The 22986-nt window shown below is 70.4% G+C and carries 21 protein-coding genes; 11 read left to right on the plus strand and 10 right to left on the minus strand.

All coding sequences use genetic code 11. The annotated features are described in order from the left end of the window. Window positions 1–48: 48 nt before the first annotated feature. The gene (locus tag KBY19_RS12145; RefSeq protein WP_099885732.1) at window positions 49–237 is read right to left on the minus strand and encodes a hypothetical protein; all 189 of its coding nucleotides are present in this window, start codon (window positions 235–237) and stop codon (window positions 49–51) included. 141 nt (window positions 238–378) lie between these two features. Continuing rightward, window positions 379–801 carry a YjbQ family protein gene (locus KBY19_RS12150; protein WP_210965745.1) on the minus strand — a complete coding sequence of 141 codons (423 nt, stop codon included), beginning with the start codon at window positions 799–801 and terminating at the stop codon, window positions 379–381. Window positions 802–903: 102 nt separating this feature from the next. Here KBY19_RS12150 and KBY19_RS12155 point away from each other — a divergent pair, with 102 nt between their 5' ends. Further along, on the plus strand, window positions 904–2004 hold the full coding sequence (locus KBY19_RS12155) for an NAD(P)-binding domain-containing protein (protein WP_210965746.1): 1101 nt from the start codon (window positions 904–906) through the stop codon (window positions 2002–2004). 136 nt (window positions 2005–2140) lie between these two features. Here KBY19_RS12155 and KBY19_RS12160 read toward each other — a convergent pair whose 3' ends face one another. The 5 genes from KBY19_RS12160 to KBY19_RS12180 form a co-directional block, all read right to left on the minus strand. Next, window positions 2141–3160, minus strand: a complete 1020-nt coding sequence (locus tag KBY19_RS12160) for a LacI family DNA-binding transcriptional regulator (protein WP_210965747.1) — start codon at window positions 3158–3160, stop codon at window positions 2141–2143. A gap of 155 nt (window positions 3161–3315) precedes the next feature. After that, on the minus strand, window positions 3316–4395 hold the full coding sequence (gene rhaS, locus KBY19_RS12165; protein ID WP_099885728.1) for a rhamnose ABC transporter substrate-binding protein: 1080 nt from the start codon (window positions 4393–4395) through the stop codon (window positions 3316–3318). Window positions 4396–4505: 110 nt separating this feature from the next. Beyond that, on the minus strand, window positions 4506–5498 hold the full coding sequence (locus tag KBY19_RS12170) for an ABC transporter permease (RefSeq protein ID WP_221507079.1): 993 nt from the start codon (window positions 5496–5498) through the stop codon (window positions 4506–4508). A 98-nt stretch (window positions 5499–5596) separates the two neighbouring features. Then, window positions 5597–6595 carry an ABC transporter permease gene (locus KBY19_RS12175; protein ID WP_307843498.1) on the minus strand — a complete coding sequence of 333 codons (999 nt, stop codon included), beginning with the start codon at window positions 6593–6595 and terminating at the stop codon, window positions 5597–5599. A gap of 35 nt (window positions 6596–6630) precedes the next feature. Continuing rightward, the gene (locus KBY19_RS12180) at window positions 6631–8280 is read right to left on the minus strand and encodes a sugar ABC transporter ATP-binding protein (protein ID WP_210965749.1); all 1650 of its coding nucleotides are present in this window, start codon (window positions 8278–8280) and stop codon (window positions 6631–6633) included. Between the two features lie 294 nt (window positions 8281–8574). On the opposite strand from KBY19_RS12180, the gene rhaI reads away from it, so the two are divergent. From rhaI to KBY19_RS12205, 5 genes are read left to right on the plus strand one after another with little or no spacing between them, the layout of a single operon-like run. Next, entirely contained in the window at window positions 8575–9768 is a 1194-nt protein-coding gene (gene rhaI, locus KBY19_RS12185) for an L-rhamnose isomerase (protein ID WP_210965750.1), read from the plus strand. Window positions 9769–9824: 56 nt separating this feature from the next. Then, complete coding sequence (locus KBY19_RS12190; RefSeq protein WP_210965751.1) at window positions 9825–11495, plus strand: rhamnulokinase family protein; 1671 nt, start codon at window positions 9825–9827, stop codon at window positions 11493–11495. Further along, on the plus strand, window positions 11486–12238 hold the full coding sequence (locus KBY19_RS12195) for a (Fe-S)-binding protein (protein WP_099885724.1): 753 nt from the start codon (window positions 11486–11488) through the stop codon (window positions 12236–12238). The genes KBY19_RS12190 and KBY19_RS12195 overlap by 10 nt, the downstream gene beginning before the upstream one ends. Continuing rightward, complete coding sequence (locus KBY19_RS12200) at window positions 12235–13827, plus strand: lactate utilization protein B (protein WP_247690898.1); 1593 nt, start codon at window positions 12235–12237, stop codon at window positions 13825–13827. Before KBY19_RS12195 ends, KBY19_RS12200 begins: the two co-directional genes overlap by 4 nt. Next, a complete protein-coding gene (locus KBY19_RS12205) occupies window positions 13824–14552 on the plus strand; it encodes an LUD domain-containing protein (RefSeq protein ID WP_099885723.1) in 729 nt (242 codons plus the stop codon). Before KBY19_RS12200 ends, KBY19_RS12205 begins: the two co-directional genes overlap by 4 nt. 81 nt (window positions 14553–14633) lie before the next feature. Here the strand turns inward: KBY19_RS12205 and KBY19_RS12210 are convergent, their stop codons facing one another. After that, window positions 14634–15761 carry a LysR family transcriptional regulator gene (locus KBY19_RS12210; protein WP_247690899.1) on the minus strand — a complete coding sequence of 376 codons (1128 nt, stop codon included), beginning with the start codon at window positions 15759–15761 and terminating at the stop codon, window positions 14634–14636. Window positions 15762–15948: 187 nt separating this feature from the next. Here KBY19_RS12210 and KBY19_RS12215 point away from each other — a divergent pair, with 187 nt between their 5' ends. The 3 genes from KBY19_RS12215 to KBY19_RS12225 all read left to right on the plus strand — a co-directional run bounded on the left by KBY19_RS12215 (window position 15949) and on the right by KBY19_RS12225 (window position 18404). Beyond that, complete coding sequence (locus tag KBY19_RS12215; protein WP_099885722.1) at window positions 15949–16539, plus strand: hypothetical protein; 591 nt, start codon at window positions 15949–15951, stop codon at window positions 16537–16539. A 201-nt stretch (window positions 16540–16740) separates the two neighbouring features. Then, window positions 16741–17484 (plus strand): MBL fold metallo-hydrolase, encoded by a 744-nt coding sequence (locus KBY19_RS12220; RefSeq protein WP_099885721.1) that lies wholly within the window; start codon window positions 16741–16743, stop codon window positions 17482–17484. A 71-nt stretch (window positions 17485–17555) separates the two neighbouring features. After that, entirely contained in the window at window positions 17556–18404 is an 849-nt protein-coding gene (locus KBY19_RS12225) for an ABC transporter ATP-binding protein (protein ID WP_099885720.1), read from the plus strand. A gap of 33 nt (window positions 18405–18437) precedes the next feature. On the opposite strand, the gene KBY19_RS12230 is transcribed toward KBY19_RS12225, so the two are convergent. Beyond that, a complete protein-coding gene (locus KBY19_RS12230) occupies window positions 18438–18947 on the minus strand; it encodes an O-acetyl-ADP-ribose deacetylase (protein WP_210965752.1) in 510 nt (169 codons plus the stop codon). 183 nt (window positions 18948–19130) lie between these two features. Here KBY19_RS12230 and KBY19_RS12235 point away from each other — a divergent pair, with 183 nt between their 5' ends. Beyond that, a complete protein-coding gene (locus tag KBY19_RS12235) occupies window positions 19131–20432 on the plus strand; it encodes an exo-beta-N-acetylmuramidase NamZ domain-containing protein (protein WP_210965753.1) in 1302 nt (433 codons plus the stop codon). 46 nt (window positions 20433–20478) lie between these two features. On the opposite strand, the gene KBY19_RS12240 is transcribed toward KBY19_RS12235, so the two are convergent. Further along, the gene (locus tag KBY19_RS12240; protein ID WP_210965765.1) at window positions 20479–22287 is read right to left on the minus strand and encodes an ABC transporter ATP-binding protein; all 1809 of its coding nucleotides are present in this window, start codon (window positions 22285–22287) and stop codon (window positions 20479–20481) included. Window positions 22288–22439: 152 nt separating this feature from the next. Between KBY19_RS12240 and KBY19_RS12245 the strand changes: the two genes are divergently transcribed. Then, window positions 22440–22886: a MarR family winged helix-turn-helix transcriptional regulator gene (locus KBY19_RS12245; RefSeq protein ID WP_099885717.1), complete on the plus strand. Its 447-nt coding sequence runs from the start codon at window positions 22440–22442 to the stop codon at window positions 22884–22886. Window positions 22887–22986 lie beyond the last annotated feature (100 nt).

Consider the following 22986-nt stretch of genomic DNA (forward strand, 5'->3'; position numbering starts at 1 on the left):
CCCGGGGCCGCTCGTGTGATGACCTCGGCCGCGGGGCGTTGGCGTAGATCATGTGTCCGAGGCGTAGGACCGGCCGATCAAATCGGTCATCACCTGCTGGAGATCGCCGCGTTGATGGCCGCTCCAGCCTCCCGTCGGTCGGTCGGACATCGGCCCCTGCCACCATTGGGCCTGTTCCAGCAGAGGGTGGCCGGATGAGGCGAGCACCACCTTGTGGCTGCCCACCTGAAGGCGCACGGGGTACGACTGCGCACGGAGCCGGCCGAATTCGTCGAGCGGGCAAGCCCGCCCGAGTGGCTGCTGTCGCATCCCGAGACCGGTTCGAGTACGGAGATGGCGGCCACACCCAGGAGGATCTTTGTCAGCCGTCAGCCAGGCTCATCCCAGGAAGCTCAGCCTCACCTGACGGCTGGGATTATCCCCATTCGTATCCACCAGGCAGACCGACTGCCAGGTGCCCAGAGCCAGTTCTCCGCCGACCACGGGGAGGGTGGCGTGCGGGGGTACGAGGGCGGGGAGTACGTGGTCGCGGCCGTGGCCGGGGCTGCCGTGCTTGTGCCGCCAGCGGTCGTCCGGCGGGAGGAGATCGCGGAGGGCGGACAGCAGGTCCTCGTCGCTGCCCGCACCGGTCTCCAGAAGCGCCACCCCCATGGTGGCGTGCGGCGCGAAGATGTTCAGCAGCCCGTCCCGGCCGGCGGCGACATCCCGCAGGAAGGAGGCGCACTCCCGGGTCAGGTCGTGGACGGTCTCCTGGGAGCCGGTCCTGACGTCGATCTCGCGTGTCGTGAAGCTCTCAGCCATGGGTCGATCTTCTCAAAGGGGACCGACAAGACGCCGACCGAGCGCCGGCCAGGCGTCCTGGGCGCCGGGAAGGTTTCGGCGCCCCGGCTGGTTCCCACCACCATGGACAACGTGGCGGTCGTGATCGTGGGTGCCGGGCAGGCGGGGCTCTCCAGCGCGTATCACCTGCGGCGATCCGGGTTCGAGCCGGGCGCGGACTTCGTCGTGCTGGATCATTCGCCGGCGCCCGGCGGTGCGTGGCAGTTCCGGTGGCCGACGCTGACCTACGGCCGGGTGCACGGTATGCACGCGCTGCCCGGCATGGAGCTGACCGGCGCCGATTCGGAGCGTCCGTCGTCGGAGGTGATCGGGGAGTACTTCGCCGCCTACGAGCGCGCTTTCGATCTGCGCGTGCGGCGGCCCGTGGATGTGCGGGAGGTACGTGACGCGGGCTGGGGCGGGCGGCTGCTCGTGCGGACCGCGGAAGGGGACTGGGCGGCACAGGCCGTGATCAACGCGACCGGCACCTGGGACCGGCCGTTCTGGCCCCGGATACCCGGCCAGGAGGTCTTCCGGGGCCGGCAGCTGCACACGGCGCAGTACCCGGGCCCCCGGGCGGACGCCTTCGTGGGCAAGCGGGTGGTCGTCGTAGGGGGCGGGACCTCGGCGGTGCAACATCTGATGGAGGTCACAGAGGTGGCGACCGAGACCTTGTGGGTGACGCGGAGACCGCCGCTCTTCCGTACCGGATCCTTCGGTGAGGAGGAGGGGCGGGCCGCCGTGGCCCTGGTGGAGGAGCGGGTACGGGAGGGCCTGCCGCCGCGCAGCGTGGTGTCGGTGACCGGACTGCCGATGACCGAGCAGGTGCGTCGTGCGCGGGAGAGTGGTGTGCTGGAGCGGCACCCGATGTTCGCACGGCTCACCGAGGACGGCGTCGAGTGGGCCGATGGCAGCCGGGCGCCGGCGGACACGGTTTTGTGGGCCACCGGTTTCCGCCCCGTCATCGATCATCTGGCGCCGCTGCGGCTGCGTGAGGCGGGCGGCGGAATCCGACTGGAGGGCACGCGGGTGACTCGCGACCCGCGCGTCCACCTGGTCGGCTACGGGCCTTCTGCCAGCACGATCGGCGCCAACCGGGCGGGGCGGTCCGCGGTACGGGATGTACGGGCGCTCCTGGCAGCCGCGCGGGGGCAGGAGTCGGCGGTGTCCGCCTCCGCCGGGTAGCTCTGGCGCGGCGGCACCACTGCGCCTTCGAGCGGCTGGCCGGCGGCGCGCCCGTCGGTGGTCGCTCCGTTCTTCGTCCGCCCCTTCGCCCTGCCCGTCGGCCGAGCTGCGGTACGCCGATGCGCGGCCACGCCGGTCAGCCGCGGGGCGGCAGTGTGGAGGCCCGCACGACCAGCTCCGGCTGGAGCACGATGCGCTGGTGCTGGTGGCGGTCCGCTTCCTCGCCGGTCTCCTCTATGAGCAGGTCGGCCGCCGCCCGGCCCATCCGGTAGGCGGGCTGCCGTACGGAGGTGAGGGGGACGGCTGCGGCGGCGGCGAACTCGATGTCGTCGTAGCCCACCAGAGCCACCTCCTCGGGGACGGCGACACCGGCGCCGTAGAGCGCCTGCAGCACGCCGAGTGCCATCAGGTCGTTGGCGCAGAAGACAGCAGTGGGGCGCGGTGACATGCCCAGCAGTCGGGCGCCCGCGTCGCGCCCGGCTGCCACGTCCATCCGGGCGCCCTCGATGTGCCGGAGCCGGGCGCCGGTGCCGAAGTCGCGCAGGGCGCGGGTGGCTCCGGTGTGCCGGTCGCGGCACTGGCTGAGCTGCATCGGTCCGCTGACGTAGGCGATGTCGCGGTGGCCGCTGTCGAGCAGATGGCGTACGGCCAGCCCGGCCCCTTCGACGTCGTCGACGGAGACCGAGCAGCCTTCCGCGCTGGGCACCACCCGGTCGACGGAGACGAAGGGGATGCCGTGCCGCTGGAAGGCCGTGAGATTGCCCCCTGTCGTCTCCGTAGGGGTGATCAGTACGCCTCGGACGCGCTGCTCGGCGAAGAGGGCGAGGTAGTCGGCCTCCTCGCTGGGGCTCTGCGCACTGTTGCACAGCATGACGCCCAGCCCCGCGGCACGCGCCGCCCGCTCCGCTCCGGCGGCGACGTCCACGAAGAACGGGTTGGCCATGTCGAGGACCAGCAGGGCGATGATGCGGCTGCGTCCCGCCCGCAGATGGCGGGCGGCCTCGCTGCGCACATAGCCGAGCCGTTCGATGGCTGACTGCACGCGAAGGCGGGTCTCCTCGGCCACCATGGCGGGTCGGTTGATGACGTTGGAGACTGTGCCGACGGAGACCCCGGCCGCACGGGCGACCTCCTTGATTCCGACCGTCTGGCTCACCTGGCTGCCCCGGTGCTTCCCGGTCTGCCGTGCCGCTTCCGCCGCACCGTGCTCAGCCCCTCCCTGCCGGCCCCGCCCGGCCGACCGCTGCGAAGTCGACGCCCCGGTCGTGGGAGACGTCGTACAAGTCAAGTCTGTCAGAGGCCGAAAGTGTCTCAGAAGTCGAAGTCGTCGATGTTCTTGCTGGTGAAGACCGTGGGCGGGCCGAGGACGACTTCGCCGTCCCTGCCGACCGTGTACTCCCCGAGCTTCCCCGCCTTGAACTTCTCGCCTTCCTTGCCGGTGATCTGTCCGGAGGCCAGGGCCGCGGCGGCGTAGGCGCCCAGATAGCCGAGCTTGGAGGCGTCCCACAGGGAGAACTGCTCGATGGTGCCGTCCTTGATGTACTTGCGCATCTGGTTGGGGGTGCCCAGTCCGCCGAGGGTGACCTTGCCCTTGTACTTGGAGCCGCTGACGTAGCGGGCCGCCGCTGCCAGGCCGACAGTGGTGGGCGAGATGATGCCCTTGAGATCCGGATAGGCCTTGAGGAGTCCCTGGGTCTCCTGGAAGGACTTCTGGTCGACGTCGTCGCCGTAGGCGGTCTTGACGAGCTTCATGCCCTTGTACTTGGGCTTCTTGAGCTCGTCCTTCATGATTTTGATCCAGGTGTTCTGGTTGGTGGCGTTCTGGGTCGCCGAGAGGATCGCGATGTCGCCCTTGTAGTCGAGCTGTTTCGCCATGTCCTTGACCAGGCCGCGGCCTATGTCCTCGGAGGCGGCCTGGTTGATGAACAGATGGCGGCAGTCCTTGCCCGCGTCCGAGTCGTACGTGACGATCTTGACGTCCTGCTTCATGGCGGCCTTGAGGGGCCCGCACACCGCGTTGGGGTCGTTGGCGGCGAGCAGGATGGCGTCCTGGCGCTGCTGGGTGAGAGTATTGATATAGCTGACCTGCGAGGACGCCTTCGCATCGGAGGGACCCACCTCCTTGCCCTTGCCGCCGAACTCCTTGGCCGCCTTGATGCCGCCCTTGTCGACGACCGTCATGTAGGGATTGTTGATCTGCTTGGGCAGGAAGGCGAGTTCGAGCCCCTTCTTCAGCGGCGCATCCGGGTCGGCCTTGGCGTTCTTTGCCGTGTCCTTCGCGTCGTCCTCGGCGTCGCTCTTGGTGGTGCCCGAGCAGCCCGCGAGGGTGACGGACAGAGCGCAGGCCGCCGCTGTGACGGCGAGGACACGTGAGCGGTGGTGCGGTCGCATGGCGTTGCCTTTCGGAAGGGGTGCCGGGGGGATTCGGAAGGGTGCGGGAGGGGAGGAGGAGCGAGAACCACGGTGAGTTGGTGGGCGGGGGCGGTGGGGTGCGCCATCCGTCAGGGCGCCTTGCCCAGTGCCGTGTCGGTCGCCTCGGTGATCGCGGTGCGGCGGTGTTTGCGCGCGGTGAGCACCGCGATCGCTCTGGGCGTCAGCACGGAGACGATCAGCAGCGCACCGGTGACGATCACCTGGATCTCGTGCGACACGTCGTTGAGGGTCAGGAGGTTGTTGAGGACGCCGATGAGCAGCACCCCCGCCACGGCACCGCCGAGGGTTCCCCTGCCGCCGTCGAAGTCGATACCGCCCAGCAGTACGGCGGCCACGACGGTCAGCTCCAGACCCAGCCCGTTGTCCGCGCGTGCGCTGCCGTAGCGCAGGGTGTAGACGATCCCGGCAAAGGACGCCACGAACCCGCTGACGGCGAAGAGGATCAGCTTGAGGCGCTTGACCCGGACACCGGCGAAGTAGGCGGCGTCCTCCTGCGCGCCGACGGCGAACAGCGCACGGCCGAAGCCCGTGCGGTGCAGCACGAGCGCCGCGCAGGCGGCCAGCACGGCGAAGAGCGCCAGTGGGTACGGAACGAAAGTGCCCGGCACGGTCTCGGTGTTGCTCGCCCACCTGGCGTAGGTCTCGGGGAAGTCGGCGACGGCCTTGTTGCCCAGCACCACGGAGGCCAGCCCCCGGTAGAGGGTCAGGGTCCCGATGGTGACGGCGAGCGAGGGCAGCCCCACGCGGGTGACCAGCCAGCCGTTGAGCAGACCGCCGAGCAGCCCGACCACCAGACACACCGGCACGATGGTCTCGAAGGTCCACCCGGCGTCCCACAGCGCGCCCGCCAGCGCACTGGAGAGACCGAGCATGGAGGCGACGGACAGGTCGACCTGGCCCGCGACCACCAGCAGAGTCATCGGCAGTGCCAGCAGAGCGACCTCCGCGGTGTCGTTGAGGGCCGCCGACAGGTTCGCGGTGTCGGAGAAGCCCTCGGTGCTGCCGGTGCCCACCAGAAAGGCGGCGACCAGCAGCGCGCCCACAGCCGCGTCCCAGCGCAGGAAGCGGCCCGGGCCTCGGCGGACCTCGCGGTGGCCCTCGGCAGGCGGGCCCCCGGCGGGCGGTTCGGGCGTCGCCGCCCTGATGGCCGGTGGTGCGTTCACTGCCTTCTCCTCTTCCTCAGCGCACGAGTGCTGCGGCTGCGCACCACGCGGTCGGTGCTGATGGCCGCGAGCAGCAGCGCACCGGTGATGGCCTGTTCCCAGAAGGAGCTGACTTTCAGCACGACCAGGGCGCTGCCGATGGTGGTCAGCAGCAGCGCGCCCAGTGCGGCGCCCCACACGGTGCCCACTCCCCCGGTGATGGCGACGCCACCGACGACGACAGCACTGACGACGGTCAACTCCCAACCGTTGGCCGCGTCGGCGACGACGGTGCCGAAGCGGGCCAGCCACAGCGCGCCGGCGAACCCGGCGACGGCTCCGGAGAAGGCGTAGGCGGTCAGCACCCGGCGGCGGATGGGGATGCCCGCCAGGCGGGCCGCCTCGGGGTTGGAGCCGATCGCGTACAGCTCCCGGCCGCTGCGGTAGGTGCGCAGGAAGTAGCCCGTCCCGGCGAGCACCAGCGCGGAGATGAGCGGCAGATAGGGGATGCCGAGGACGCTGCCGCTGCCGAGGGTCAGGATGTCGTCCGGCACGGTGGCCGCGTTGATCTGCTCCCCGTGCGCCCATGCGTGGTCGACACCCTGGATGACGTACAGCATGCCGAGGGTGACCACCAGCGCGGGCACCCTCCCGAAGCTGACGAGGGCACCGCTGACCAGCCCGCAGCCGGCCCCCAGAGCGATGCCGAGCAGCACGAGGGCGACCGGGCCGTGATCGGTGCCGGAGACGAAGGAGCCGCAGGCGAAGGCGGTCAGCCCGACCACCGAGCCGACGGACAGGTCGATGTTCCGGGTGAGGACGACGACCGACTGACCGGTGGCGAGCAGCGCCAGGATCGAGGAGTTGAGCAGCAGGTCCTTGATGCCCTGCTGGTCGAGGAAGGACGGGTTGGCCAACCAGGTCACGAGGATCAGCAGCACGAGGGCGCCGCCGATGCTGTACTCGCGTACGCGCAGCACTGTCTCGGCCGCGGTGCGGCCGGTGGGCTCGGGCACGGCGCGGGTGGCGGTGCGCGGGGGCGCGGTGGTGCTCACGCGGTGCCTCCCTTCGCCCCAGGAGACCGCTCCGGGCCGGGAGGCTGTTGCGGGCCCGGGGGGCTGCCGGGTGGGTGCGGCATATCCGGTGGCTGCGGCTGCAACTGCTCGGCCGGGTCCGCCGGTTGATGGGCACGGCCGGTCGCCGCCGCCATCACCGTCTCCTCGTCCGCCCGGTCACGGGGTATCTCGGAGACGAGCCGGCCCTCGTGCATGACGAGCACACGGTCGGCCATGCCGAGGACTTCGGGCAGGTCGGAGGAGACCATCAAAATGGCGAGCCCTTCGGAGGCCAGCGAGGTCAGCAGCCGGTGCACCTCGGCCTTGGTACCGACATCGATGCCCCGGGTGGGCTCGTCGACGATGAGCACCGTCGGCCGAGTGGCCAGCCACTTGGCGAGGACGACCTTCTGCTGGTTGCCGCCGGAGAGCACACTTACCGAGTCGGAGAGGCGGTCGTACTTCAGACGCAGCTTCAGTCCCCAGTCCCCGGCGCGGGCGCGCTCTGCGGCGCGGCGGACGAGTCCGCCCCTGCCGAGGCTGCCGAGCCCGGTGAGGCCGATATTGCGTTCGATGGAGGCTTCCATGACCAGGCCCCGCTGGCGGCGGTCCTCGGGGACGAGGGCGAGCCCGGCGCCCATGGCTGCCGTGGGCGAACCCGGGCGGAGCGCCTTGCCCGCCACCCGGACCTCGCCCGCGTCGGGGCAGTCGACACCGAAGACGGCCTGGGCGACCTCGCTGCGCCCCGCGCCCACCAGCCCGGCCAGGGCGACGATCTCCCCCTTGTGCACCTCGAAGGAGATGTCGCGGAAGACTCCTTCACGGGTGAGCCGGTGCACGGTGAGCGCGACCTCGCCGGTGCGGGTCTCCTGCTTGGGATACAGCTCGCCCAGATCGCGGCCGACCATACGGCGGACGAGGTCGTCCTCGGTCAGACCCGCCAGGCTCTCGGAGGCGACGAGCCGGCCGTCGCGCAAGGTGGTGACGCGCCTGCACAGTTCGAAGATCTCGCTGAGCCGGTGGGAGATGAACAGTACGGCGGCGCCCTCGGCCCGCAGCGCCTCGACGACGGCGAAGAGCCGCGCGGTCTCGCTCCCGGTGAGCGCCGCTGTGGGCTCGTCCATGATGAGTACGCGGGCGTCGAAGGAGAGCGCCTTGGCGATCTCGACGATCTGCTGGTCCGCGATGGACAGGCCGCGTGCGGCGCGGTCGGGGTGCAGCTCGACGCCGAGCCGGTCCATCAAGGCGGCGGTCGCCTCACGGACGGCGGTGTGATCGATGCGGCCCATGAAGCGGCGGGGCTGACGGCCCATGAAGATGTTCTCCGCGATGGACAGGTCGCCGAAGAGCGTCGGTTCCTGGTAGATGACCGCGATACCGGCGTCTCGCGCGTCGGCCGGGCCGTGGAAGACCGCCGGGGAGCCGTCGAGCAGTACGGTGCCGCTGTCGGGGGCGTGCACGCCTGCGAGGATTTTGATCAGCGTGGACTTGCCCGCGCCGTTCTCGCCCGCGAGCGCGTGCGTCTCCCCCGCGTACAGGTCGAGGTGTACACCGCGCAGAGCCCGCACGCTGCCGAAGGACTTGTTCACCTCCCTCAGCGCGAGGACCGGCGCTCGGTCGGCGCCGGCCGGAGCGGTCCTGCTCATGCTTCTCCTCCGTCGATCAGCAGGGGGACTGGCGGCAGCTCAGGGGTGAAATGATTCAAGTCTGCCGGACAGTGGACGGGAAGCTAGCCCCAACCCGGGGAGGGGTCAAGAGGGTGCGAGGCAGCTAAATACCGGTGATGACAGGGGTATTGACCGTTCGCTGGAAGCCGCCGTACGTTCCCAGCGCCGAGTAATGAATCGTTTTTAGCCCGTACCGCTTTCAGGAGGCGCAAGTGCTCAGCGGACGCCAGGTCCCCGGCCCGTGTCCAGCGCCGCGCCCACTCGAGGAGCCGTATGCCTGAGCAGAACCTCGCGCGGGTGAAATCCGCCCTGCGCGCCCAGCGGATCGAGACGCCGTCATGGGCGTACGGGAACTCCGGTACCCGCTTCAAGGTGTTCGCACAGGCGGGAGTGCCGCGTACGGTGTACGAGAAGCTCGACGACGCGGCACGGGTGCACCAACACACCGGCGTCGCACCCCAGGTCGCCCTGCACATCCCCTGGGACCGCACCGACGACTACACCGCGCTGGCCGACCACGCCGGCGAGCACGGACTTCGGCTGGGCGCGATCAACGCGAACGTCTTCCAGGAGGACGAGTACAAACTCGGTTCGGTCACCAATCCCAACCCCGCGGTACGGCGCAAAGCACTGATCCATCTCATGGAGTGCGTCGACATCATGGACGCGACCGGCTCCCGCGATCTGAAGCTGTGGTTCTCCGACGGCCTCAACTACCCGGGCCAGGACGACCTGCGGGCCCGCCAGGAACGGCTGGCGGAAGCGCTGTGGGCCGTCTACGAGCGACTGGCACCCGATCAGCGGCTGGTGCTCGAATACAAGCTGTTCGAGCCCGCCTTCTACGCGACGGACGTGCCCGACTGGGGCACCTCCTACGCACACTGCGTCAAACTCGGCCCCAAAGCACAGGTCTGCGTGGACACCGGCCACCACGCGCCCGGCACCAACATCGAGTTCATCGTGGCCTTCCTGCTGAACGAGGGGAAGCTGGGCGCGTTCGACTTCAACTCGCGCTTCTACGCGGACGACGACCTGATGGTGGGCGCCGCAGACCCCTTCCAGCTCTTCCGCATCATGTACGAGGTGCGCGCCGGCGGCGGTCTGCCGGGGACACCGGAGAGCGCGGAGAACGATCCCGGGATCGCGTTCATGCTCGACCAGTGCCACAACATCGAGCCGAAGATCCCCGCCATCATCCGCTCGGTGATGAACGTCCAGGAGGCCACCGCCAAGGCCCTGCTGGTGGACCGGGAGGCGCTGGGCGAGGCGCAGTCGGCCGGAGACGTACTGGGCGCCAACGCGCTGCTGATGGACGCCTACAACACCGATGTGCGACCGCTGTTGGCGGAGGTACGGGAAGAGCTCGGCGCCGACGGCGACCCGATGGCGGCCTACGCGGCCTCCGGCTGGGCGGAGACCATCGCACGCGAGCGCGTGGGCGGCAGGCAGGCCGGATGGGGCGCGTGAGCCAGTAGCCCCCGCACGAGACCGCCAAGACCGCCGTACGACGCCGCGAGGTCCGCATGCCGCACGCCAGCCCGGCTCCCCCGCCCTCCCGTACCGCCGCGTCGAAGGGCGCGTTCGCCGCCGTCGACCTGGGCGCCTCCAGCGGCCGGGTGATGCTCGGACAGGTGCGCGACGGCAGCGTCGCGCTGGAGGAGGTGCACCGGTTCCCCAACCGGCCGGTGCGGGTGCTCGGCACCCTCCACTGGGACGTCCTCGATCTCTACCGGGGCGTCCTGGACGGGCTGCGCGCCGCAGGCGCAGCGTCGGGGGTCGGGCCGGATGGCGTGGCGTCCGTGGGCATCGACTCCTGGGGCGTCGACTACGGACTGCTGGACGCGGACGGCACTCTGCTCGGCAACCCGGTGCACTACCGCGACACACGCACCCAGGGGATGCCGGCCGAGGTCGAGAAAGTGCTGCCCGCTGCAGAGCTGTACGCGCACACCGGTATTCAGCGCATGCCGATCAACACGCTGTACCAGCTGGCCGCCGCCCGCGAGGACAGCCGGCTCCGTGCGGCGCGACAACTGCTGCTGATCCCCGATCTGATCTCGTACTGGTTGACCGGACAGCGCGGCACCGAGCTGACCATTGCCTCCACCACCCAGCTCATCGACCCCCGCACCCGCGACTGGTCTCCCGTCGTGATGGACGCGCTGGGCCTCGATCGCGGCCTGTTCCCGCCACTGCGCACGCCCGGGGGCGGGGCCGGGCAGTTGCGGGACGACGTACTCGCCGAGACGGGGCTGACCGGGCCGGTGCCCGTCACAGCAGTGGGCGCGCACGACACGGCCTCCGCTGTCGCCGGAGTGCCCGCACAGGGCAGCAGATTCGCGTACATCGCCACCGGAACGTGGTCGCTGGCCGGAGTGGAGCTGACCTCTCCGGTGCTCACCGAGGAGAGCCGGGCGGCGAACTTCACCAACGAGCTGGGCGTGGACGGCACCGTGCGCTATCTGCGCAACATCATGGGGCTGTGGCTGCTGCAGGAGTGTCTGCGCGCCTGGGAGGCACAGAACACTCCGCAGGAGCTGGACGCGCTGCTGGAGGCGGCAGCCGAGGTGCCAGGGCTGCGCTCGGTCGTGGATGCCGGAAGCGCGGAGTTCCTCCGGCCGGGGCGGATGCCGCAGCGGATCGCCGACGCGTGCCGCCGCACCGGCCAGCCGGTGCCGCGCGACCCGGCCGAGACGACACGCTGCGTCCTCGACTCGCTCGCCCTCGCACATCGGGAGGCGGTCTTCGACGCGCGGCGGTTGTCCGGGCAGGACGTGGAGACGGTGCACGTCGTGGGCGGAGGGGCACGCAACGCGCTGCTGTGCCGGCTGACGGCCGACGCCTGTGGCCTGCCGGTCGTAGCGGGGCCCGTGGAGGCCGCCGCGTACGGGAACGTCCTGGTCCAGGCGCGTACGGCCACAGCGGTGACCGGGCCTCTGGGCGCGCTGCGGACCCTGGTGCGCAGCAGTGTACGGCTGCGACAGTATGCCCCGACGGGTGATCACTCGGCGTGGGAACAGGCCGCAGCGCGCATCCGCACGGAGGCACGGACGGACGCGGGTACGGACACGGGTATGGACGCGAGCACGGACACGGGCACGGATGTGCGTACAGACGTGCGTTCGGGCACGCATAAGGACGCGCCCTGTGGCGGCCCGCAGTCGAAGGACGGAAGGGAGGCGTCGTGCGCGTAGCGCTCTTCGTCACCTGCATCAACGACGCGCTCTATCCGCGCACGGGCCAGGCGGTGGTGACCCTGCTGGAGCGGCTGGGCGTGGAGGTGGATTTCCCCGAGGCGCAGTCGTGCTGCGGGCAGCCTCAGTTCAACACCGGGTACCGGCATGCGACCGAGCCGCTGGTGCACCGCTACGCCGCGGCGTTCGAGGGCTACGACCACATCGTCGTCCCCTCCGGCTCCTGCGCTGCCATGGTGCGCGAGAACTATCCGCGCATCGGCGCCAAGGCGGCAGCCGAGGGGCGGGGCGGCGCACTCTCGGCGGCAGCCGCGCGGACGGTGCCCCGCACCTATGAGCTGACGGAGTTCCTCGTGGACGTCCTGAAGGTCACCGATGTCGGCGCCTGGTATCCGCACACCGTCACCTACCACCCGACCTGCCACGGGCTGCGCATGCTCGGTCTGGAGGAACGGCCGCGCCTGCTGCTGGAGCAGGTGAAAGGCCTCGAACTGCGCGAGTTGGAGGGCGCCGAGGAGTGCTGCGGCTTCGGCGGCACGTTCGCCGTCAAGAACGCGGCGGTCTCCTCCGCCATGGGCGCCGACAAGGCCCGCCACATCGAGGCGAGCGGCGCCGAGTCGGTGTGCACGGTGGACAACTCGTGCCTGATGCACATCGGCGGCACCCTCTCCCGCGCGGGCTCGCGCGTGCGCCCCGTGCATCTCGCGGAGATCCTGGCCAGTACCGAGGAGTCACCGCTATGAGCGTCACCTACCTGGGCATGCCGCCGTTCCCGGTGGCGGCTGCCGCATCCACCGGGGACGAGCGGTTGCGCGGCAATCTCCGGCACGCCACCCGCACCATCCGCGACAAACGCGCCGGCGCGGTGGCCGAACTGTCGGACTGGTCCGCGCTGCGTACGGCCGGAGCGCAGATCAAGGACCGCACACTGCACCACCTCGACCACTACCTGGAGCAGTTGGAGGCCTCGGTCACCGCGGCCGGCGGCACCGTGCACTGGGCAGCGGACGCGGAGGAGGCCAACGAGATCGTCACCCGGCTCGTACGGGAGACCGGTGAGCGCGAGGTCGTCAAGGTCAAGTCGATGGCCACCCAGGAGATCGGGCTCAACGAGGCGCTGCAGCGCGCCGGGATCTCGGCGTACGAGACCGATCTGGCGGAGCTGATCGTGCAGCTGGGCGAGGACCACCCCTCGCACATCCTCGTACCCGCCATCCACCGCAACCGTGGAGAGATCCGGGACATCTTCCGGGAGCGGATGGGCCGCTGGGGGCGCCCGGCGCAACAGGGGCTCACCGACCGGCCCGCCGATCTGGCGGAGGCGGCGCGACTGCACCTGCGGGAGAAGTTCCTGAACGCCAAGGTGGGTGTCTCCGGAGCGAACTTCATGGTCGCCGAGAGCGGCACCCTGGTCGTCGTCGAGTCCGAGGGCAACGGCCGGATGTGTCTGACGCTGCCCGAGACGCTGATCTCCGTGGTCGGTATCGAGAAGGTCGTGCCCACCTGGCAGGACCTGGAGGTCTTTCTGCAACTGCTGCCGCGCTCCTCCACGGCCGAACGGATGAACCCCTACACCTCCACCTGGTCGGGGACCACGGACGGCGACGGCCCCCGCCACTTCCATCTCGTGCTGCTGGACAACGGACGTACCGACACCCTCGCCGACCAGGTGGGACGCCAGACACTGCGCTGCATCCGCTGCTCGGCCTGCCTCAACGTGTGCCCGGTCTACGAGCGCGCCGGCGGGCACGCCTACGGCTCGCCCTACCCGGGGCCGATCGGCGCGATCCTCACCCCGCAGCTCGACAGTATGGAGACCGGGCTGGACGCCTCCCTGCCGTACGCGTCGTCGCTGTGCGGGGCCTGCCTCGAGGTGTGCCCGGTGGCCATCGACATCCCCGAGGTACTGGTGCACCTTCGGGAGCGTGTGGTGCAGGGCGGTACAGCCACCGTGCGCGGGCAGCGCACGACCGTGAAACCGGCGAAGGGGCACGCGGCCGAGCGTGCTGCCATGCGGGCTGCTTCCTGGACGTTCGACCACCCGCGTGCGCTGCGCGCCGGGGAGCGGCTGGCCTCGCGGGCTCGGCGCCTGGTGCCGCACCGACTGCCGGGCCCGGGCCGCGCCTGGACGGACACCCGGGATGTGCCGCAGCTGCCGAAGGAGTCCTTCCGCGACTGGTGGCGACGCACCCGCGGTCCCTCGGGCAGTGTGCCGAGCGGCAGTGCGAACGATCGCCCGTCGGGCACCGGTACGGGGGCCACGGGCGAGCCGGACGGATCCGGCAGGACGGGCGGGTCCGGCGGGGCGGGGCCGCAGGAGGGCACGCGATGAGCGGTCGGGAGACAGTGCTCGGCCGGATCCGCCGCGCGCTGGCGGACGTACCTCGCACAGAGCGGCCCGATCATGCTCCGGTCGCCCGCGACCATCTGCGAGTCCACGGCGAGCGCTCCGCGCAAGATACGGCGCGGCTGCTCGCCGCCCATCTGGCGGACTACCGGGCACACGTGTCGCACTGCACCCCGGCCGACCTGCCGCAGACGATCGCGGATCTGCTGGCGCGGCGGGGATCGCGCAGCGTGGTGACGCCTGCCGGGGTGCCCGCTGAGTGGCTGCCCGAAGACGTCGAGCGCGTGACGGACTCGGCGGCGCTCACCCCGCTCGACCTGGACGCGGTGGGAAGCGTGGTGACGGGGTGCGCGGTCGCCGTGGCAGAGACGGGCACCCTGGTGCTGGACGCGTCCGAGGACCAGGGGCGGCGCCGCATCACGCTCGTCCCGGACCACCACATCTGTGTGGTGCGGGTGCCGGAGCAGGTCGTCGACTCCGTACCGCAGGCCCTCGAACGCTTGGATCCCGCCCGGCCGCAGACCTGGATCTCCGGCCCGTCGGCCACCAGCGACATCGAACTCGACCGGGTGGAGGGCGTACACGGGCCGCGCACGCTCGATGTGGTGCTGGTCGCGGCGGAGGCCGACGCAACCGAGACGGAGGCCGATGCAGCTGGGACGGCGGAGGGAGCGCAGGAAGCGCAGGGAGCCGAGACCGCCGGAGGCTGACCGGCCCGTCCCCCGCACCCCGTCGGCGCACGGCACCGCAACGGGGCGGCAGGGCGACGGGGCGGACGATCGGACCGGGCGTCAGCTCGCGGAGGCGACGGCCGGTTCGGGCGCGTTCTCGGACGTGTTCCGGGCCGAGGCCCGTTCCTCGGCCCGGATATGGGCGTGCTTGCGGGCCAGTTCCTCCCACAGCAGGCTGACAGGGTGGTCGGGATCGCGGTTCTCCGGCTCGCTGCGGCGGAAGGCACCGACGAGCACCCGCTGGCTCGTTCCGACGTCGTCCACCAGTGGCAGGGTGCGCAGCCCTTGCGCCTCGGGAAGCCTGCCCTCTGCTATCGCCTCCCCGATGCCCTGGGTGACGAGCATGCTGCCGTAGAGCACGCGGGAGCTGAGGAGTTCGAAACCGTAGTGGGCCGAGTCGATCTCGGCCGCTATCCGCATCCGGCGCCGGTACTCGGGACCGAACCAGCCGCGCAGCACGTCGGGTATCAGCCCGTCGGTGGACACCACGAGCGGCAGCCTGGGCAGGGAACGCACGCCCACTCCCCTGCCATCCGACCTGCTGCCTTGCACCAGGTCACCGTCCGGCTGGTTGGTGGCCAGACAGAAGCCGCCGCGACGCCACTCCATGACCTCGTACCCCGCGAACCGGGCGTCCTGTTCGGCGACTGCTGTCGTCTCGGCGGCCCCCGCGGACGCCGAGACGAGGATGCTGCCGCACACCAGGTCGAGTTCGTGGGAGCGCAGCTTCTCCAGCAGCGTTCCGCTGCGGACGTGCGCCATGGTCAGCTCCACCCCTTCCCGTGTGAACCGGTCGTTGACCTGTTCGACAGCGTTCAGAAGGTAGCCGAGCGTGTAGCGGGTGGAGCCGACGCGCAGACTGCGGCCACGGCGCCTGCGGGCGGTGTCCAGCCCTTCGCGCCACCCGTCGAGCGTTCCCTGTGCGAGCCGGGCGAGCTCCTCGCCGGTGCGGGTGAAGTGCACCCGCTCCCCGCGTCCGCGCTTGCGCAGCAGCGGCTCTCCGCAATGGTCGCCCAATTTGCGGTTCATCGTGTCCAGTTGCTTCTGGATACTGGACTGCTCCCGCCCCAGCCGCCTGGCGGCGCCCAGGGCCGTGCCCTCCTCGTAGACGGCCAGCAGGGTGCGGAGCTGATCCATCGTGATGTCGAGCAACCCTGGTGGGTAGTCGGGGGTGCCTGGCAGAGGCATACGTACTGCTCACTCTCCTCGAATCGGCGTTTCGCGGCCCAGCAGCCTAACTTCCGCGCCGTGTCCGCGAGTTCAGGACCAATGTTCTTCAGGTTCCTTAGCGGAACCGGTGGTTCGAGCGGGTGTTCCCGTGCAAAAGTCGAGCCGTTCGTGTTTCCCACTGCAGTTCCGCAAGGAGTTCGTGCACGTGAGCCACCCCCAGACCGCCCCCCACATCGGCATGCCCTCCGGCCTTCCGGGCACCGGTTACCCGGCCGCCGAGCCGGTGAAGAGACCGGGCCTCATGATCGCCATGCTGGCCGTCACCGTACTGTCCGCGCTCTCCGGCGCTCTCAGCGCACTGCTGGTGTACGTCGGCGGCAAGGATCTCGCCGACGAGAACGTCCGCAACGCCGTGGACAGCGACCCGGCCGCGGTCGGCCTCCCCTCCGGCACCACAGCGGCCGATGTCAAGCAGCTGACGGGCACCGCCTGGGACGGCATCGTCACCGACTGGCAGAGCACGATGTCGGCACGGGCCACGATCGCCCTTGTCTTCTCCGTCGCTGTGCTGCTGTTCGCACTGTTCGCCCGTACGGGCGCCGTGTGGGCGCGGGTGCTGCTCAGCGTCGTCGCGGTGCTGGCCGCCGTCTTCCCGCACATGCTGGTCCTGCGGGACGCCGCACCGGCCGGGCTGTACGCCACCAGCCTGGGGGCCATCGTCCTGGGGCTGCTCGCGGTGGTGCTGTGCTGGCTGCCACCGGTCGGGCGCTACAAAAAGGCGCTGCAGGGCCGCTGACGCCGCCCGTATCCGACCTCCGCACACCCCTGTCGGATCCTTCACCCTCCTTCCACCTCGTCGCTTCTTTCCGCCTCCCGGCCCGCACCGGTCGCGCTGTGCGTGCCCCACTGTGCGGCCGGGAGTTCGCCGACAGCGCAGCCGCTACGCCACCAGCACAATGCCCCTGGAAGCTGCCGGGGAACCGCATACGGTCCCGTCATGGAACCCCAGACAGTGCGGCCCCAGCTGCACATGATCCCGTTCCCTGTCGGCCAGGCGTTTCTGTGGCAGGACGGCGAGGCGGTCACGCTCGTGGACACCGGTCCGCCCGGTGGCGCCGACGCGGTGGAGGCCGCCATCCGGCACTGCGGGGCCGAACCGGCGGCACTGCGGCGGATCGTGCTCACCCACTTCCACCCCGACCATGCCGGCTCTGCCGCCGAACTGGCCGCCCGGCACGGTGCGCAGGTGGTGGCACATCGCGCCGACGCAGCGGTGATCCGTGGCGAGGCGCCCTCCCCGCCACCGGACATGGCCGCCGCGCCGGCGTGGGAGCGCGCAGTCTTCGACCACGTGCACGCCCCGTTCGGCATCACCGCGGAGGCTCCGGAAATACCGCTCGCACCGCCTTGCAGAGTCGACCAGGAGGTGGCCGAAGGTGACGTGCTGGAATTCGGCGGGGGCGCAACCGTGCTGTCCGTCCCCGGGCACACGGAGGGCAGCATCGCACTGCTGCTGCCCGAGCATCGCACGCTGTTCACCGGGGACACGGCCGCGCGGACCGAGGACGGTCCAGCGCCGGGCGTCTTCAACCAGGACAGGGCACGTACCGAGACCGCGTTCCTGCGGCTGTGCGCACTGGGCGCCCAGGAGGCGGTGGAGACCGTCTGCTTCGGGCACGGTGCCCCGCTGGCCACCGGTGGCGGTGAGACACTCGCCCAGGCCGCTGCAAGGTACAGCTAGTCTGGTCGCCCCACGGCGCGCGGAGCCGGGCGTTCCGTGTGCGTCCACCGTGCCAGGTCCGGGAGACCCCCATGAATCAGCCCTCATCCCTCCAGACCGCCCCGCATGTGGCCTCGCAGGTGGCCTCGATCGAGGGAGTGGGTGTCCGCCGTACGACGTCGGATCAGCTCATCCTCGACGGGATCGACTGGCTGGTGCGAGCCGGTGAGCACTGGGCGCTGCTGGGGGCCAACGGTGCCGGGAAGACCACCCTGCTGAAGCTGCTGGGCGCCGTCATGCACCCCACCACCGGCAGCGTCGAAGTGCTGGGCAACAGGCTCGGCAGAGTGGACGTGCGCGAGCTGCGCGCCCACATCGGTCATGTGTCCACCAGCCAGCGGGTGCCGCGGGACGCCACGGCACACACCGTCGTGCTGACAGGTGCGACAGGCACCGTGCAGCCACTGTGGCGCAAGTACGACGAAGAGACCCGTCGGCTGGCGAGCGAGCTGCTGTCGGAGCTGGACTGCAAGGAGCTGGCCGACCGACCCTTCGGGGTGTGCTCCGGCGGACAGCGGGCCCGCATCCTGATCGCCCGCGCTCTGATGCCGGCGCCGTCGCTGCTTTTGCTGGACGAGCCGTTCAACGCCCTGGACCTGCCCTCCCGCGAGGATCTGATCGACGCGCTGCGCCGACTGGCAGCCGACCGTCCGTCCCTGACCACCGTGACGGTCACCCACCACCTGGAGGAGCTGCCTGACACCACCAGCCACGCTCTGCTGCTGCGTGAAGGCAGGGTCACCGCATGCGGTCCCGTCTCGGAAGTGCTCACCGGGGAACTGATGACACGGTGCTTCGGCCGCCCCATCGACGTCAGCCGTCAGGACGGCCGGTGGCTGGCCCGCTCGGGCCGCGGCGCCGAGCCTCGTCGGCCCGTCTAGTTCTCCGTCGGCCCGCCTGGCCCCCCGGGCCGCTCAGCCGGCGGCCTGGAAGGCGTTGTAGGAGCGCTGGTCGAACAGCACGAGACGCAGCTCGGCGAAGCCCTCACCCTCCTCCCGCAGCGTACGCAATGCGATGCGTGCCGCGTCGTCGAGCGGCCAGCGGTAGACGCCTGTGGAGATGGCGGGGAACGCGATCGTACGGGCGCCGATTTCGCGTGCCACGCGCAGCGACTCGCGGTGACAGGAGGCCAGCAGGTCCGAGCGGTCCTCCTCCTGGCTCCAGACCGGGCCCACCGTATGGATGACCCAGCGCGCCGGCAGCCGTCCCGCTGTCGTGGCGACGGCCTGCCCGGTGGGCAGGCCTCTCCCGTAGCGTTCGGCGCGCAGCTTGCGGCACTCGGCGATAATGTCCGAGCCACCCTTTCGATGGATGGCGCCGTCCACTCCGCCCCCGCCCAGCAGCGAGGAGTTGGCTGCGTTGACTACGGCGTCGACATCCTGTTCGGTGATGTCGCCTTGCACCAGGGTGATGTTCATGGGCATGGCCCCATCCTGACGCGGCGCAGGTCGAAGCGCACACGGATTGCTGCGGCACCGTTGGCGGACGTTTCGGCATCGGCTGTCCACTGCGCGCCCTCTGGTCGGCGCTCCCGCGTTCCTATTAGCTGGTCGCATGAGCTGGTCCCACCGCCTGCTGTTTCCCGGACGCCGGAAGGACGGTTTCACATGACCGCTGCACCCTCGCGCCGTTCCCTGCTGGCCGGCGGTACGGCCGCCGCTGTCGCCACCCCGCTGTTCACCGGGTCCGCTGCCGCGGCACCGTCCACCCGGGCTGTCGGCGGGCACGGCGGACGGCCCGTGGTCCCGGGCGCCGATGTCGCGGCAGCCTCGGACTGGCGCATGCTGCGGGACCGGAAGGTCGGCGTCGTCAGCAACCCGACGGGAATGCTGCGGGACGCGAGCCATGTGGTGGATTCGATGGCGGCCCGGGACGAGCTGCGCATCATGGGCGTCTTCGGCCCGGAACACGGCTTCCGGGGCAGCGCACAGGCGGGCGAGTCCGAGCCCGAGTTCGAAGACCCGCGTACCGGTCTGACGGTCTACGACGCATACGGTGCCGACGCGGCGAAGATGGCCGCCCTGTTTCGCAAGGCGGACGTGGACACCGTCGTCTTCGACATCCAGGACGTCGGCGTGCGTTTCTACACCTACATCTGGACGATGTACCACGCCATGGTCGCCGCTCGGGACATCGGAGCCTCCTTCGTCGTCCTGGACCGGCCGAACCCGATCGGCCGCAGAGCAGACGGCCCGCTGCTGAGATCCGAGTTCGCCTCGGGTGTGGGGCTCAAGCCCATCATCCAGCAGCACGGTATGACGGTCGGCGAGCTGGCCCGGTACTTCAACGGCGAACTGCTGCCCCAGGAGGGCGAGGGCGGACGGGTGGAGCTGGAGGTCGTCCAGGTGCGCGGCTGGTCGCCCCGTACGACGGCGCAGCAGACCGGGCTGCCATGGGTGCCGCCGTCCCCGAACGTTCCGACACCCGACACGGCGACCGCCTATGCCGGCACCGGCTACTTCGAGGGGACGAACCTGTCCGAGGGACGCGGCACCACGCTGCCGTTCCAGTTCATCGGCGCGCCGTTCCTGGACCACCACTACAGCGATCGGCTCAATGCCCTGCGGCTCCCCGGGGTGCGCTTCCGTGAGGGCTATTTCGTGCCCACCTTCAGCAAGCACCAGGGCAAGACATGCGCGGGTGTGCAGCTGCTGGTGACCGATCCCGCCCGCTATCAGGCAGTGCCGACAGCGGTGGCCATGCTGCGCGAGGCGATGCGCTACGACGATTTCGCCTGGCGCAAGGACGCCGACCCGAAGCGGCCGTTCTGGATCGACAAACTCTCGGGCTCACCGCGGCTGCGGGAGATGCTGGACGCCGGGCGCAGTACGGAGGAGGTCACCGGCGCGTGGCGCTCGGAAGTACGCGACTTCGAGCGGGCGCGACGGCGGTACCTGCTGTACCGCTGAGAGAGTCCGTACCGCTGAGACGGTACGTGCCGGTGAGACGACGCGGTCAGCCGCTCACCGTCGCGTCCGCCGTCTCGCTGTCGCGTCGCACCAGTGCGGCGTACTTCCCGTCAGCCGCCAGCAGTTCGCTGTGGGTGCCCCGTTCGGCGATCCGGCCGCCGTCCAGAACGACGATCTGGTCGGCGTCCCGGATGGTGGAGAGGCGGTGCGCGATGGTGAGTGTGGTGCGCCCTTCCGACAGCGCGTCGATGGCCTCCTGGACCGCACGTTCGGTACGGGTGTCGAGGGCGCTGGTGGCCTCGTCCAGGATCAGCACCGGCGGGTCGCGCAGGATGGTGCGCGCCAGGGCGAGGCGCTGTTTCTCACCGCCGGAGAAGCGGTATCCCCGCTCGCCGACCAGTGTGTCGTAGCCGTCCGGCAGTGCGCCGATGTGGTCGTGGATCTGCGCGGCCCGCGCCGCGGCGCGCAGTTCCTCGTCCGTGGCGTCCGGCTTGGCGAACCGGAGGTTGTCCGCAACGGTCGCGTGGAAGAGGTACGTCTCCTGGGAGACCACGCCGACCGCTGTCGAGAGGGTCGCGAAGTCCAGCTCACGTACATCGACGCCGTCGAGGGTGACGCGGCCTCCCGTCACGTCGTACAGGCGCGGCACCAGATAGCTGAGGGTGCTCTTGCCGGAGCCGGTGGCTCCGACCACGGCGAGGCTGGTGCCCGCCGGGACGGTCAGATCGATTCCGCGCAGGGTGTATCCGGTGTCGCGGGCGGGGCTACCCGGTGGGCGGGTGTCGTAGGTGAAGTCGACGTTCTCGAAGCGCACTTCGCCGCGCACCTTCGAGAGCGCGGTCGGGCGGGCCGGCTCGGTGATGGCGACGGGCAGGTCGAGATATTCGAAGATGCGCTGGAAGAGCGCCAGCGAGGTCTGCATCTCCACGCCGGTGGTCAGCAGCGAGACGGTGGGCCGCAGCAGCCCCTGCTGGAGGGTGACGAACGCGACGAGAGTGCCGATGGAGAAGGCGGGGCCGCCGAACCGGGTGAGCATGCCCGCAGTCCAGTACAGCAGCGCGGGGATGGCGGCCATGACGATGCCGATGGTGGCCATCCGCCAGCGCCCGGCCATGTTCGAGCGGATCTCCAGGTCGACCAGTCGTTCGGACTCGTCGGAGAAGTTGTTGGTGAGCGAGTCGGCCCGGCCCATGGTGCGGCCGAGCAGGATGCCGCTGACCGACAGGGACTCGGTGACGATGGCGGACATGGCGGCCATCTGCTTCTGCCGCTGCGTGGTGATGCGTTTGCGCTCCCGTCCCACCCGGCGGCTCACCCACACGAAGAAGGGCAGCAGTACGAGGGAGACGAGCGTCAGCCGCCAGTCGAGCGCGAGCATGGCGACGACCGTGGCCACCACGCTGGTCAGGTTGGAGACGAGCGAGGTGGCTGTGGAGGTGACGGTGGCCTGCATACCGCCGATGTCGTTGGCGATGCGGGATTGGACCTCACCCGTCCGGGTCCGGGTGAAGAAGGCGAGCTGCATCCACTGGAGCTTGGCGTAGACACCGGTGCGCAGGTCGTGCATGACGCGCTGTCCGACCGTGGTGCTGATGAGGGTCTGGAGCACGCCGAAGACGCTGGTCACCACGGCGGTGACGATCATGCCGAGGGCGAGCAGCGAGAGCAGACCGGTGCGCTGCTGCGGGATGGCGACGTCCAGGATCTCCCGCAGCAGGAACGGCGAGGCGACGGAGACCAGGGAGGAGGCCGCCACCAGTAGGCCGACCAGTGCCAGACGGCCACGGTAGGGGCGGAAGAGGCGCAGGATGCGGCGCACCTGCGCGGGCTGCTCGGCGGGCTGCTCCTGGGTCAGCGGCTCCTTCGGCGGCTGCGTCCAGCCGGGCGCTTCACGGTGCAAGAGGCTCCTCGGGGTCGGTCTGCGGAGCAGATGTACGGCTCAGGTCATGGAGCATAGTTCATCGTTACCTATACTCACAATGAATAGACCCCTGATAGGCTGCCGCCATGGTCCACCACCCCTCCGACGAGCCCGCCTCCGACCTGGCTGACCAGCTGCTGCGCCTCACCAAGCGGATCAACCACGCACACCGGCAGAACTTCGCACCGCTGGGCGTCACACCGGCGCAGGGCCGGATGCTGCGCACCGTCGCACACAGCTCTCAGCCACCCCGGATGGCAGACCTCGCCACCCAGCTGGGCGTGGTTCCCAGGCAGGTCACCAGCCTGGTGGACGCCCTGGAAGAACGTGGGCTGGTGCGCCGGGCCCCCGACACCGCGAACCGCAGGGTCATCCGTATCGAGCTGACGGAAGACGGCTCCCTGGCCCTCACTGAGCTGCGGCGGGCCCGCAGGAGCGCTGCCGAACAGCTGCTGGCGCCGCTGGGGCCAGGGCAGCGCGAGGAGCTGAGCCGCCTGCTGGCGCTGCTCGACACCGAGGGCGGCCACTGCTGAGGGTCCACAGTCGGACGACCGTTACGCGGCGGGGACGACCCCCACGGCCGGTGTCGGTGGCCCGAACTAGCATGTGGCACACATAAGCCCGCACTCCGCT

The sequence above is a fragment of the Streptomyces sp. B15 genome (assembly GCF_018070605.1).
GTDB classification, from domain to species: domain Bacteria; phylum Actinomycetota; class Actinomycetes; order Streptomycetales; family Streptomycetaceae; genus Streptomyces; species Streptomyces smyrnaeus.

Coding starts and splice junctions, on each gene's coding strand:
- KBY19_RS12245 (WP_099885717.1), top strand. CDS start 22,440: ATGGTCCACCACCCCTCCGACGAGCCCGCCTCCGACCTGGCTGACCAG.
- KBY19_RS12235 (WP_210965753.1), top strand. CDS start 19,131: ATGACCGCTGCACCCTCGCGCCGTTCCCTGCTGGCCGGCGGTACGGCC.
- KBY19_RS12155 (WP_210965746.1), top strand. CDS start 904: ATGGACAACGTGGCGGTCGTGATCGTGGGTGCCGGGCAGGCGGGGCTC.
- KBY19_RS12205 (WP_099885723.1), top strand. CDS start 13,824: ATGAGCGGTCGGGAGACAGTGCTCGGCCGGATCCGCCGCGCGCTGGCG.
- rhaS (WP_099885728.1), bottom strand. CDS start 4,395: ATGCGACCGCACCACCGCTCACGTGTCCTCGCCGTCACAGCGGCGGCC.
- KBY19_RS12220 (WP_099885721.1), top strand. CDS start 16,741: ATGGAACCCCAGACAGTGCGGCCCCAGCTGCACATGATCCCGTTCCCT.
- KBY19_RS12210 (WP_247690899.1), bottom strand. CDS start 15,761: ATGCCTCTGCCAGGCACCCCCGACTACCCACCAGGGTTGCTCGACATC.
- KBY19_RS12225 (WP_099885720.1), top strand. CDS start 17,556: ATGAATCAGCCCTCATCCCTCCAGACCGCCCCGCATGTGGCCTCGCAG.
- KBY19_RS12200 (WP_247690898.1), top strand. CDS start 12,235: ATGAGCGTCACCTACCTGGGCATGCCGCCGTTCCCGGTGGCGGCTGCC.
- KBY19_RS12230 (WP_210965752.1), bottom strand. CDS start 18,947: ATGCCCATGAACATCACCCTGGTGCAAGGCGACATCACCGAACAGGAT.
- KBY19_RS12190 (WP_210965751.1), top strand. CDS start 9,825: ATGCCGCACGCCAGCCCGGCTCCCCCGCCCTCCCGTACCGCCGCGTCG.
- KBY19_RS12150 (WP_210965745.1), bottom strand. CDS start 801: ATGGCTGAGAGCTTCACGACACGCGAGATCGACGTCAGGACCGGCTCC.
- KBY19_RS12180 (WP_210965749.1), bottom strand. CDS start 8,280: ATGAGCAGGACCGCTCCGGCCGGCGCCGACCGAGCGCCGGTCCTCGCG.
- rhaI (WP_210965750.1), top strand. CDS start 8,575: ATGCCTGAGCAGAACCTCGCGCGGGTGAAATCCGCCCTGCGCGCCCAG.